General features: G+C 47.0%; 12 protein-coding genes. 2 read left to right on the forward strand and 10 right to left on the reverse strand.

Going from position 1 to position 11,779, the window contains the following annotated elements:
- Nucleotides 1–7: 7 nt before the first annotated feature.
- Together AC1DLI_RS12935 and AC1DLI_RS12940 are read right to left on the reverse strand one after the other, a co-directional pair.
- Nucleotides 8–865 (reverse strand): sugar phosphate isomerase/epimerase family protein, encoded by an 858-nt coding sequence (locus AC1DLI_RS12935; protein WP_477603132.1) that lies wholly within the window; start codon nucleotides 863–865, stop codon nucleotides 8–10.
- On the reverse strand, nucleotides 862–1,920 hold the full coding sequence (locus tag AC1DLI_RS12940; protein ID WP_477603134.1) for a Gfo/Idh/MocA family protein: 1,059 nt from the start codon (nucleotides 1,918–1,920) through the stop codon (nucleotides 862–864). Before AC1DLI_RS12940 ends, AC1DLI_RS12935 begins: the two co-directional genes overlap by 4 nt.
- 136 nt (nucleotides 1,921–2,056) lie before the next feature.
- Here AC1DLI_RS12940 and AC1DLI_RS12945 point away from each other — a divergent pair, with 136 nt between their 5' ends.
- On the forward strand, nucleotides 2,057–2,923 hold the full coding sequence (locus AC1DLI_RS12945) for a cupin domain-containing protein (RefSeq protein WP_477603136.1): 867 nt from the start codon (nucleotides 2,057–2,059) through the stop codon (nucleotides 2,921–2,923).
- Nucleotides 2,924–2,967: 44 nt separating this feature from the next.
- Here the strand turns inward: AC1DLI_RS12945 and rnhA are convergent, their stop codons facing one another.
- From rnhA to AC1DLI_RS12975, 6 genes are all read right to left on the reverse strand, one after another.
- Nucleotides 2,968–3,636, reverse strand: coding sequence for a ribonuclease H (gene rnhA, locus AC1DLI_RS12950; RefSeq protein ID WP_477603138.1), 669 nt, complete (start codon nucleotides 3,634–3,636; stop codon nucleotides 2,968–2,970).
- A gap of 84 nt (nucleotides 3,637–3,720) precedes the next feature.
- Nucleotides 3,721–4,026: a GNAT family N-acetyltransferase gene (locus tag AC1DLI_RS12955; RefSeq protein ID WP_477603421.1), complete on the reverse strand. Its 306-nt coding sequence runs from the start codon at nucleotides 4,024–4,026 to the stop codon at nucleotides 3,721–3,723.
- Nucleotides 4,027–4,161: 135 nt separating this feature from the next.
- Nucleotides 4,162–4,914: a methylenetetrahydrofolate reductase gene (locus tag AC1DLI_RS12960; RefSeq protein WP_477603140.1), complete on the reverse strand. Its 753-nt coding sequence runs from the start codon at nucleotides 4,912–4,914 to the stop codon at nucleotides 4,162–4,164.
- A 248-nt stretch (nucleotides 4,915–5,162) separates the two neighbouring features.
- Nucleotides 5,163–6,302: a Ger(x)C family spore germination protein gene (locus AC1DLI_RS12965; protein ID WP_477603142.1), complete on the reverse strand. Its 1,140-nt coding sequence runs from the start codon at nucleotides 6,300–6,302 to the stop codon at nucleotides 5,163–5,165.
- A complete protein-coding gene (locus AC1DLI_RS12970) occupies nucleotides 6,299–7,735 on the reverse strand; it encodes a spore germination protein (protein ID WP_477603144.1) in 1,437 nt (478 codons plus the stop codon). Before AC1DLI_RS12970 ends, AC1DLI_RS12965 begins: the two co-directional genes overlap by 4 nt.
- A 5-nt stretch (nucleotides 7,736–7,740) precedes the next feature.
- Nucleotides 7,741–8,835 carry a GerAB/ArcD/ProY family transporter gene (locus AC1DLI_RS12975; RefSeq protein ID WP_477603146.1) on the reverse strand — a complete coding sequence of 365 codons (1,095 nt, stop codon included), beginning with the start codon at nucleotides 8,833–8,835 and terminating at the stop codon, nucleotides 7,741–7,743.
- Between the two features lie 104 nt (nucleotides 8,836–8,939).
- Between AC1DLI_RS12975 and AC1DLI_RS12980 the strand changes: the two genes are divergently transcribed.
- Nucleotides 8,940–9,146 (forward strand): hypothetical protein, encoded by a 207-nt coding sequence (locus tag AC1DLI_RS12980; RefSeq protein WP_477603148.1) that lies wholly within the window; start codon nucleotides 8,940–8,942, stop codon nucleotides 9,144–9,146.
- 47 nt (nucleotides 9,147–9,193) lie between these two features.
- Here AC1DLI_RS12980 and AC1DLI_RS12985 read toward each other — a convergent pair whose 3' ends face one another.
- Nucleotides 9,194–10,231 carry a serine hydrolase domain-containing protein gene (locus tag AC1DLI_RS12985; RefSeq protein WP_477603150.1) on the reverse strand — a complete coding sequence of 346 codons (1,038 nt, stop codon included), beginning with the start codon at nucleotides 10,229–10,231 and terminating at the stop codon, nucleotides 9,194–9,196.
- Nucleotides 10,232–10,494: 263 nt separating this feature from the next.
- The gene (locus tag AC1DLI_RS12990; RefSeq protein ID WP_477603152.1) at nucleotides 10,495–11,775 is read right to left on the reverse strand and encodes a UDPGP type 1 family protein; all 1,281 of its coding nucleotides are present in this window, start codon (nucleotides 11,773–11,775) and stop codon (nucleotides 10,495–10,497) included.
- Nucleotides 11,776–11,779 lie beyond the last annotated feature (4 nt).

An 11,779-nucleotide genomic window follows, 5' to 3' on the forward strand; every position in this document is an offset into this window, starting at 1 on the left:
CCTCTGATTATAGTTCGTTCCATACTCGCTTTACGAAATCAAAGCCAAGTCTCGTTCCAAGACGGCAATCCTCTAAGCCTTCAAACTCAATGGAAATAAAATCATCGTAGCCGCTGTCCTTCACGAGGCCGAGCACTTGAGGGATCGCAATATCGCCGTGTCCGACGATTGCGCCGCGCAGCCAGTTGCCGCTCTTCGACTTAAACCAGCCTTCGCCGGGATTATCCGTAGCCGGACGGTAATAGAAGTCTTTGATATGGACCATGGAAGCCAGGCCGATATTATTTAAAACCGCAGCATAGGGATTTTCGTCAACGCATAGGAAGTTCCCTATATCAAGCGTCGTTTTAAAATTCGGACGGTCGACGACTTCAAGCAGAGCCTGTACGCGGTCGCTGTCCTGAATATAATATCCGTGATTTTCTACGCTTGTCGTAATGCCGTGCGGAGCTGCGTAGTCCGCAATGATTTGGCATGCTTTTGCCAGCCTAGGAAGCTCCGTGAGGAAGTTGGATATCGATAAGTTTTTCGACGATCCTACGTCATGGCGCATCTTCTTCACTCCAAGCGCCGCCGCGATATCGACTTCACGCTTCAAACGTTCAATTTCTTGCTCAAATTGCTCATCATCCAGGCCGGAAAAGTTTGCGCCTACTGCATAGTTAGACAGCTCGATGCCGCTTTCCTGCGCCTGCTTCTTAATTTCTTCGATCAGCTCCGGGTTTTCCGTTAGGTTAAAGCCTAAAGGCACAATTTCAGCATGTTCCGCACCAATCGAAGCGATAAACACGATAACATCCTGAATCGTCATTTCTCCGCGCGCAAGAGCGCCGTATAAACTATATGTACTAATTCCTAATTTCATAGACGCACTTCCGCCCCTTTCGCTGCCGACTCGTAAATGCCGACCAATATCTTCATGATTTCAACGCCGTCCTCAACTGGACTGATCGGCTGCTTGCCATTCGAAACACAGTCAATGAAATGATTGATTTCATTTTGGAAGGCTCCGATAAAATCAAAACCTTTGTTGTCCGTCTGCGGATATATGTTTAAAATCGTATCATTCTGCTCCGTAACAATGACGGTTTCCGGATCGATTTCAAAGCCGCCTTTTTCTCCGTAAAGCTTCACAGCCGTTTCATTCGATTTCGCATGAAGCGTGAAGCTGACATCTACAAGCAGCGAAGCGCCGTTCTCGAAACGGATTAATGCGTTAGCCATATCTTCAACCGTATTTTTCGCCGCATCGTAATCCGCCGCTTGATAGAAGCTCAAATTTTTCACATTCGAACGGTTGCCTAGCTTGTGGTACGTGTTGGCGCTAACAGATACCGGCTTTGGACGACCCATCATGTACCAGCAAAGATCGATGACATGAACGCCGATATCGATGAGCGGCCCGCCGCCCGAGCGTTCAATATCGGAAAACCAACCGCCGGGATTGCCCAGCCGTCTAAGCGTCGAAGCTTTGGCAAAATAAATCTCGCCGAATTCCCCGCGATCAGCCATCGCACGCAGCAACTGCGCATTCGTGTCATAACGGCGGACGAAGCCGACCTGCAGCAGCTTGCCCGATTTCTCTACCGCTTCTTGCACTTTTAGCGCATCCTCGACAGTTCGGCACAGCGGCTTCTCCACCAGCACATGCTTGCCCGCCTCTAGAGCGGCAATGCTGATCTCAGCATGCGTATTGTTCCATGTACAGATGCTGACCGCATCGATTACGGGATCTGCAAGCAGCTCGCGGTAATCCGTATATACCTTCTCTGCGCCGTATTTTTCAGCAGCGGCTTGAGCCCGCTCCTCATTCAAATCGCATACCGCGTACAGGCTGGCATTCGAATTTTTCTTATAAGAATCTAGATGAAATGATGAGATAGAGCCTGTTCCAATAACCGCGATTTGTATCGGTTTCATTGCTAATCTCTCCTTTAGTATCGTAGGTTTTGCGTGTCTATACTTTCGTATTATAATGGTTTCATCGTGCAACGCCATGCAAAGCTGTGCGGTTTGTTTGTACAATTGTGCTATTAACAAGGAGGAGGTCAACCAAATGGAGAAATTCGAGGAGCTCCGCGAGCCCATGGACATGCCCGATCCGCATTTCCCGATCAAGGTGCATCACAACGCCTTTGATGAGCAGGGCGTGGTCATTTTCCCGCATCACTTCCATGAGCATCTTGAGTTTCTGTATATCGTTACCGGGAAAGCCTCTATAGAGTGCGGTTCTACCACGATTACGGCATCCGCAGGAGATTTAATCGTCGTGAACAGCAATGAGCTTCATTACGGCACTAGCCTATCTCCGGATTTGTATTACTATGCGCTCATCGCTGACATTTCATTGCTCCATAGCCAATCCGTGGACGCCGCAGAGACCAAGTTTATTACACCGATAACGCAGAATCGGCTGCTGCTCCAAAATTATATAGGCGACGACAGCAAGGTATCCTCCTGTATGCTCACGATTGTTAATGAGCTGGAGCAGCGCGAGTTTGGCTATGAACTGGCCATCAAGTCGGAGCTGTACCGTTTGCTTACCCTTTTGCTGCGCGGCCATGTCGCTACCGTTCTCACCCAAGACGAATATGCCGAGCGCATGAAAAACATCGAGCGTTTTGCTCCTGTCTTTCAGCATATCGAACAGCATTACAAAGAGGAGCTGTCCGTCGATCGATTAGCGGGCATGGCTAATTTAAGCCGCTACCATTTCAGCCGATTGTTCAAGGAGCTGAGCGGCCATACCGTCACGGAATACATTACGATGACCCGCCTTGGAAAAGCTGATTATTTGCTGCGTCACAGTCCTTTAACCGTATCAGAGGTAGCGGCAGCGACCGGCTTCAACGATATTTATTACTTCAGCCGCACGTTCAAAAAACATAAAAAAGTTTCCCCGTCATCGATCCGGGGAAACTAATTTTTTACCAGCAGTTTCATTGAGGGTCTATGTAGAAAATATGGCTATTTTCGCCCGAAATCCGCCTTGATTTCGCCCCACTCCTCCGTGTTCCATTTCACGACCTTATTCGCATAGGTATTCATCTGAATCCATTTTACCGCCTCATCCGTCAACTCCCAGATCTTCGCGGTGGATGCGTCACGCTTTAAGGTAGATGCTACCTTCTTATTGCGCAGCCAGCTAAGCGCCGTTCTGGAATCCGTATAAACCGTCTGCTTGCTGCCTTTCTCCTTCAAATACCTGAGCGCATGCACGATGGCAATGAATTCGCCTAAATTATTTGTCCCGTTCTGAATCGGCCCGACATAAAATAAAATATCGCCCGTCTGCGTGTCCACTCCCTTGTACTCGACGGGACCCGGGTTTCCTCTCGTGCCTACGTCCACCGATATGCTGTCGTAGTCTATAGATGCCGCCTCTGCCTCAAGCATAACCGTCTGCTTGACGCTGCTACCTGCCTGCCCGCGCGGCTGTGCCGGCGCAGCATTCTTACCGCTCCCCCAGTGCCTTTGCCAACCATCCTTAAATGCCGATTCTGCCTGCTGCTTCGTTTCAAAGGATTTAAACTTTGAATCCTTCACCCCGCTGACCTGCGCTTGGCATTCTGCCCAAGTTGTGAATACTCCCGTTTTTTTGCCTACCCATACGACATAATATTTCACTTTAGCCATTCCGAAAAATACCACCTTTATTTACATAATAGACCGAGCGGATTAACGATCTGCCTTAAACATTAGATTCCAATTTATCGAGCCTCAACACTTGAGCCAAGTATAAGCAAGCGCTCCAGTTGAGTGTATAAATGCAGCTGCCATCGCGGTAGCGATACCCTTGCCCCGATGGATTTCATCATATGTATGAATGCCGATTTCATAATGCTCGCCGCTTGTGAATACGGAGAGGCAGGCGCCGACTGCTTCATTCTGCTTGAATATACAATAACCTATTCCCTTCGCTAGAAAAACCTCCAGCGTCCCCCAAAATTTCAATATTTCCCGCTCAATCATCTGGCTTGTATCCAGCTTAAGCGTGCTGCAGTCGATCGGCAGCTCAAACTGTATCTCTTATTTTAGCAGAAATAGCAGGAGTAATTCCTGTTATTGCGAATGGGTTCCTATGCTTTTCTATTCAAAAACAACAAAAGACAACCGCTGTTACGGCTGCCTAATTCTCATCGTTGATTTAATGGACTGATGCTAAACAAGTACCTTGCTGAAAATACCATTGAAGTAAGCTTGCAAATCCACCTTAATTGGCATGAAATAGATGCTGCTATTCGTTGCCTTCGTATAAGCCATAGCTTGCTTAGAGAATTCAATGTTCCATTCCAGAGTTGGCTTGAAATCCTTTGGAAATACTACCTGATTCCGCGTCTCCCAATACCGCTTAGAGGTTTCTGAGACAACGGGAGACACTCCCCAGAAGATATCCGCACACGCGAGCATCTCCGAATAAAGCTCCATGAGGCGCAGATCAAAGAAGGGCTGTGTAAAGAAACCGTCTACCCCCGCATCCAGCTTCCGCTGCACATATTCGTATTCCGAGCGAATGCTGCTCCGGTAAGGATCAATTGCCGAATAAATCTTCAAATGAGGATGCTCACGCTTCAGCTTGGCGACCAATTCGATACAAGTCGTCGGATACACCTGCTTGCTGCCGTTTTTGGGCTCATCACCCGTAACGATAAGCACTTCGGATATTTGATGCTCGTCCAAAAATTCAATTAACGAAAAAGGCTCCTCCGCGTCGAAATCCATAGACCTGATATGAGGGATACAGTCCTTATAATAGGGTTTGGACAAACTTGATGCTTCCCAGCTTCTAAGCTCAAACCTTGTCAAATCCGGTATATTGATCGTATTAATGGCAGGAAACTCTGATTTGACTAATTGAAGCTCGGCTTTTAATCCTTCTGAATCTCTAGGTACCAGCTCTAACGAAATTCTCACTGCATGTTCTCCTTGCTACATTTATAATAAGAACTCAAAATAAGCTCCAGCGCGCATTGAATGTATAATAATTCATGATATCGAATTTAAATTCAAATAGCCAATAAGGATATTAATAGCATGCTATCACTTTTACTTATATATGCTAGAGTCCACTCCCACGAAAACGGATAGATAAAAAGCCGCAGCTCCTTAGAGCGACCCGCGGCCTTTAGGTTTCATTATGATGTTTCTCTACATTACCATCATTAACCCGTAAAGTTGGTATGACCGATTCTAGCATTCACCTTGACCGAAAAGGAAGCTTTGGCATAGCTTTCTGCCCAATCTCCCTTCAGCTTGCGCCAAACATCAGGATGCCTGCGGTGAACCATCTCCCCGATGCCAAGCAGATCCACCTTATACTTTTGTGAAAATTGAATGTATCGCTCTACATCCTTAGCAATATGACTGTTTAATGCTTTCTCCCAATCGGCAATGGTATCAGGATTAATCTTAATGTCATCACATTGTATGCTTGTAAGATTTAAATCCGCGGATATTTCAATCTGAATCGCAGCATGAAGCTGCTGGTCGACATTCGGCTTTATTTTCGTCTTGTTGCTAATATTCTCGAAGGTGACCATTCGCTGCTTTCCGCAGGCAATCGCTTCAATCGAACCGCTCATATGGTTGGAGGCGCGAAAATATCCCTTCGTTTCCTGACCGCGCATGAATCCAACGAGGCGAGTTCCTTTGAACGCAAAGAGTCCCTTTGTCTGTAGCAATTGAAGCTTTTGGTCTACCTGATCCTTGACGATCTCTATGGACGGAATGCTAATATCCTTATAGTGGTTATTAATGTCTTCATATACATCTATCAAAGAGGTTTGCTGGGTGAGTGCTGTACTTTCTCCGCCCTCGGATAACCCTCTTAGTGCCTGGGAGGAAATCGATACGTTCGGCATCGATACCTTTAATGCTTCATACGCTTTTCCTTCCATGGCATAGAGCAAAGTTGTATTTCGGAATTGCCTTAAACGCCGGATATCCTCGATTTGCTTGTCAATGCCGTCCCTCGCTAAGTCCGTGCTAAAAATAATAGCCGCAGTATGCCCCCACAGCAGCGTTCGGTCTGACTTTGCCCTCATAAGCCGTGCAGCTTCAAACATACTGCTTCCCTCCGAGGTCAAATAAAACGTGTTCTCCTGCATGCCTTTTGGCTGCTGCCCACCAGTCGTTAGCTTCGCGATTTCTGCAGTGACTCTCACACCGCCGTTTTTCCCTTTGTCAATGGCAATAGAATGGACAATATGGATCTCATTTAGCTCCATGCTCCCCTTGCAGCCAGACGCAGCAAAGCAAAGCACAATTAACGAAGCAGTCAACCATCCTCTACCGCGCGTCATGACTTGCTCCGGAACCGTCTACGTTGAATGGACCGAAACATGCTGGGCCTTAGACTGTTCTTCACATGTGGGCGTCTCACGACAACATCCGTCAACTCATCAAGATGAAAAGGTGCGAGGGGCCCTAAATACGGGATGCCAAAGGAACGAAGCGAAGTAAGATACGTCAGCAGCATAATAATTCCGACCATTATTCCGACATAACCGAGCAGGGATCCCAGCAGCGTCATAACGAACTGTAAAATTCGAATCACATAATTAATGGCTGTAGGCGGCAGCGTAAAGGTGCAAATGCCGGTTAATGCCGCCACGATTACCATGATCGGAGATACGATTCCAGCCTCTACAGCCGCTTGTCCAAGTATAAGTGCACCAACTATGCTGACAGCTTGTCCGACCTGCTTAGGCATGCGTATGCCTGCTTCACGCATAATTTCAAAGGCGATCATCATCATAAAGCTCTCTACCACAGCTGGGAAAGGAACTGGCTCTCGCGCGGATGCTATACTCTGCAGCAGCGTTGTAGGGACCAATTCATGATGAAACGTAACCGTTGCCACATAAAAAGCAGGAAGCAGCATGCCGATCATCCCGCAGAATAACCGGATTAATCGCATGACAGACCCGATGTAAAAGTTCCATGCGTAATCCTCGCTGACTTGGAAGGCCTGCAGAAACACGAAGGGCAGGAGCAGCACGAAAGGCGTGCCTTGCACGAGAATGGCGATTCTTCCGTCCAGCAGCGCGCCAATTGCCCGATCAGGCCTCTCCGTAGATTCGATTAGCGGAAACAATGTCCCGCGGTTATCTGTTATCCATTCCTCTATATAATTGCTCTCCAGTATGGCTTCTGCCGGTATTTCATCGAGTCGTCGGTGAACCTCCCGCAGAATTTCCGGGTTTGTTATTCCACCGACAGAGAGAACGATTAAGTTAGTTTTGGTTAGATGTCCGACCTTTCGGAATTCGACCTTTAAGCTGGACGATGGAAAATGATAGCGAACCAACGCGAGATTATTTTGCAGAGACTCCGTAAATCCGCTTCTCGGACCTTTTACTACAGCCTCGCTCGACGGCTCTTCTACATTCCGCAGTTGGACATCCATCGTATCAATGACCAATCCGTAACCCGCATCGTCAAAAAGCAGCACCGACATGCCTGCGGCAAGCGCATCCGCAGCTTCCTCGATCGTATAGACGTTAGCATCTAATTGAAAATCAAGCAGCAGCTGCTTGTCCTGCTTGTAAAGACGCAAGAGCTTGTCCAGCTTTCGCGTATCGGTCATTCCCGCTATGTAGCATACCGTTACCGATTGGTTCTCATCGATGGATGAATGCACCATCACTAAGTCATCCGTTGATTGCATTCTTTCAAGAAGCAAGCGCTTGTTCTCGGATGCGCTTCTTGCGAGCAAGGTTTTATGATCATCCAAGGCATTCACCCGCTTTTTGTCATTTTCTCTTTAATCAGCGCCATGCACAGCAGCATTAAAGGGATCAGCAGCTGGAACAGGACGAAATACCAAGCATGGCTGTCATAGAACGCTGATAATTCAACAATTCCCCATACTTTGAACCGGGTGCATATAACAAAACCGGCAGCAAGCGGGATAATGAACATACGTGGCCGCTTCAGCCGCAGCAAATCTGTTAATCCGCGAAGCGAGGACCAGAAATATACCGTTATTTTGATAAATGAGCTCATGACCCAGACCACCACGAGCGCAGCGTCAAAACGTTCGATATTGCTAAAAATCCGGATGTTCTGAATGAGGCTTATACTCGGATAGGTAAACGTTGCCGTCGTTTGCCCGCCAAACAGCATCGTGCAGGAAAGCACCGACATCAACAATAGCAAGAGGGTAATGCCCACTGCTCCGTATGCGTAAGATGCGGTGCTCTTAGTCCGTCTAACATGCTGTATAATCATGGACACAAACATTAAATCACCGAACCAAGACGCGGAGAGCAACATGCCTTTAAGCGGTTTTAGTAAGCCATCCTCAAGCACAGGAAGCAAATATTCCGGATGGTATTGATTAACGAGAAGAACATAGATAGCAAAAAACGTAATGACCGTAATGATAAATACGAGCTCCGATACGCGTGAAAAAACCTCTAACCCGTGATAGACGGCATATGCACACATTACAACCCCGGCAATCAAGTACCATATCTGCGGAATGATAGGATTCAAGGAAATGATGAAAAATTGCGAAAACTCGCTCAGCACCCATGTTGTTGCGTCCAGGAAATAGAAAACAAACAGCATGGCTATCGCTCCTCCGAGCCAAGGCCCTAGCACATGCGTGGAAATGGTTATCATATTTTTGTCGGGGTACAGCTGACTCAGCTTTAAAAATACGAATACATTAAAAAGTCCTACCAAGCCCCCCGCCAGTACCAAATACCATGCGTTCCTTTCCGCATAAAGAGCCAATTTAGAAGGCACATATAAGCTAGAGGTTCCAATCGTGGAAATGACGATGAGACACATCATTTGAAAATTGCTGATTATGATCCGCCGTTCCATATCGAACCTCCCTTATCGATCCTTTCAGTATGCGCCGCAATTGGTAAACTATGCATGGCATAAAGCGATCGCAAAGGTGGCAGGATAAACGCGGAGGTACGAAAATGAAAACATATGTGATTTCGTTTCTTTTCTCAGCGATTTGGTTTTTCGTTGTATTTGTTTTTTTCTCTGACTATGGTTGGTATCGTAAAATAGTGATTGGAGACTGGGGATTTATGATTGTTAACGCAATTACCTTGTTTCCTATGTTAATTGCATTCGTCATTGCCGATAAGACAAGCAAACCTAAGCAAAGCTCTAAACATTGAAAACTGAACCCCGTTGCATCTTAGTGACGCTTGCATGGGTTTAATAATCAAACTAGCAATCGGTGGCTTAACTTCGTCTCCAAAACGATTTGTGCCAATTGGCTGCCGATTGATCCGAGCGGTGGCGCTGCTATATTGGATAATACAATGACGGTAAGATCCTCATGCTTGTAATGCTTCATCTCGGAGACAGATCCTCTCAAGTACTCGCTATGTCCGAATACCATCCTGTTACTACCACAAACCTCGTCTTCATATACACATAAGCCGTAGCCGTAATTCTCACTAAACGGCGTGGTCATTCGATCATAAGCTTGCTCATGAATGAGTCGCTGTGAATGCAAGGCAAGCCCCCATAGGTAAAGATCCTCAATGGTCGAGTACATGCCGCGTGCGCAAGAAGGCACAGCAATACCTTTATGTTCCGCATGGGTAAAGTTGCTGTTTGTTTCGCCTAATGTCTGATGTATCTCGGTTTGCTTTTCAGTGCCATAGCCGGAATTAATCATACCGAGCGGCTTCAGCAGAGTATGATGGATGTAGTCCTCGCAGGAGCGGCCTGATAGATGCTCGATTAGATAACCGAGCAGCAAATACCCGGAATCGCTGTAAGTGAACTTTGTTCCAGGCTCAAACAGCAGGGGCAAGCTTGCTAAGCCTGAAATCATATTCTGAGGTGTGGCATGCTGGCCAGCCAAAGACGCAGGTTCATCCATGCTGCACTCATTCGGAATCCCGGAGGTATGCGTAAGCAAATGATGTATCGTGATTTGATCACCATTAAGGCAGCCGGTAACATACTTTGAGATTGAATCATCCACGTTAAGCAGCTTCAGCTCATGCAGCTTGACGATCGCCATAGCCGTGAATTGTTTGGTAAGCGAGCCGATCCGAAACTTCGTTTGAGGCGTGTTCGGAATTCCCTTCTCGAAGCTAGCCATGCCGTATCCCTTGCTAAGCAGGATGCGCCCCTCGGATGAAACGAGTACGCAGCCGTTCAAATCACCGGATTGCGCAAGTGAAAGGCAATGCTCATCTAACCGCTGATGCAATAGTGGATTGAAAATCAAGCCTGCTGCATACATCTCATCAACTCCATCCTTATAAGTTTGTTTCGCCATTAATCTGTGTGAGCAGTCTTTCGTTTCCATTTTACCAAACATATGTTCTCATTGTAAACATTTCCTTTTCCATGTCCATTTCATCAAGCGTAAACGGCTGTCGCCGACCTTGGCGGCATAAGCTCGTTTCGCGGTGAAATATAAGCTTATTTATAAATGTGAAACTTATAAATTCTTATATTTAAAAAAAAGAACAGCCTCCGCTGTTCCTCCCCGCCTCGAAACGATTACTCCGTTGAATATGGATCGGGGTTCCTGTCACGAAGCCGACGCTTATGAAGCTCCATGACCAGCTTGCGCGCGCTTTGCGGGCTGTCCTCTCCCGTTTTGTTTTTTACCGGCGCAAACTCCTCCTGCCGCCTTGCCTTAAGCACGGTTAGCTGGCTAGCTAATGGGAAAAAGTCAAAAATAAAACGCTCAAGCTTGTATGCATTAGGCTCAGCAGGCTTGATTAACCTTCCTCTCTCATCCCAGACATTCATTTTTTTCGTGGCAACATGATACGGCAGCGCGGCGTCGGCATGCTCTTCTATGAAATCCAGCTTAAATAAATGAATCGAAATATGTCCCAGGTTATAAAATAATCGTCCGTCCTTCGTTCTTTTCGCCTTGATGTCATCCGGAATTTCGGTGTACTCCAATACTGCCGGACGACCGTTCTTCAAACAAAAAATACCGATTTTCTCTTCCGCATCCGTTTTCTCGATGACCTTCGTGGCAATCGGATTATTATGTAGAGCGGCCACGCCGATAAAAGCAGGATCGGCGACCTTGATAAGCGCATTATCCACATTGTAATAAAACAGCCATTCTAGCCCTCTTTCCTTCATGTCGGCGATTGCGCCAGAACGCTTCAGGGCTGCGAAACACTCCCCGTTGCCGCTTGGGGCGAGCTGGACCATTCCTTCTGCCGAAAGCAGCAGTTTACCATTAAGATCAAGCGCAGGCATCGTATTTTGCTGAAAGAAGAAACAATCCTTTGCCGAATAACCAAAATAGGCTGCCGAGCGAAAAAAGGCTTCCGTTGCCTCGTGGTTATCAGGGCTCGTCATGATATACCACGGAATAGCTTTACCGGCTTTCTCCGATAAATAAAGCAGCCGTTCCGCTTGAAGCTGGAATAACGACTTTCGAGATGGAAGACCGATATCGAGCGTACCTTTGGGACCATCATGGCCTAATCTGCTGCCTTGGCCTCCCGCAACGACAATAGCCCCGATTCGCCCGGCACGCAGAAGCTCCCAGCCTCGTTCGGTATACGCTGCCTGTTCCCGCTCCTCATAATCCTCCCAGTCCTCAAAGGAAATCGGTTTAATCGGTTCTTTTATGGATACCGGAAGCCGAGTGTATTTATCAATGGATTTAAATAAAGTCTCGAAATCGATTTGCGCAATTTGTGCAGCCAACTTTTCCTTTGCGGCTTGAGGCAATTGCCTCAAAACCGTGAGAACATGCTCCTGCTTATAGGCAAGCAGCGTTGCTTCCATTTTGTTTATTTTAGGCTCCAACACC

Source organism: Paenibacillus sp. 01T443 (assembly GCF_056398325.1).

What these genes read in the sequence shown, in the direction of transcription:
- AC1DLI_RS12985 (WP_477603150.1), bottom strand. Translation starts at nt 10,231, where the DNA reads ATGTATGCAGCAGGCTTGATTTTCAATCCACTATTGCATCAGCGGTTA.
- AC1DLI_RS12935 (WP_477603132.1), bottom strand. Translation starts at nt 865, where the DNA reads ATGAAATTAGGAATTAGTACATATAGTTTATACGGCGCTCTTGCGCGC.
- AC1DLI_RS12980 (WP_477603148.1), top strand. Translation starts at nt 8,940, where the DNA reads ATGAAAACATATGTGATTTCGTTTCTTTTCTCAGCGATTTGGTTTTTC.
- AC1DLI_RS12965 (WP_477603142.1), bottom strand. Translation starts at nt 6,302, where the DNA reads ATGACGCGCGGTAGAGGATGGTTGACTGCTTCGTTAATTGTGCTTTGC.
- AC1DLI_RS12940 (WP_477603134.1), bottom strand. Translation starts at nt 1,920, where the DNA reads ATGAAACCGATACAAATCGCGGTTATTGGAACAGGCTCTATCTCATCA.
- AC1DLI_RS12975 (WP_477603146.1), bottom strand. Translation starts at nt 8,835, where the DNA reads ATGGAACGGCGGATCATAATCAGCAATTTTCAAATGATGTGTCTCATC.
- AC1DLI_RS12945 (WP_477603136.1), top strand. Translation starts at nt 2,057, where the DNA reads ATGGAGAAATTCGAGGAGCTCCGCGAGCCCATGGACATGCCCGATCCG.
- rnhA (WP_477603138.1), bottom strand. Translation starts at nt 3,636, where the DNA reads ATGGCTAAAGTGAAATATTATGTCGTATGGGTAGGCAAAAAAACGGGA.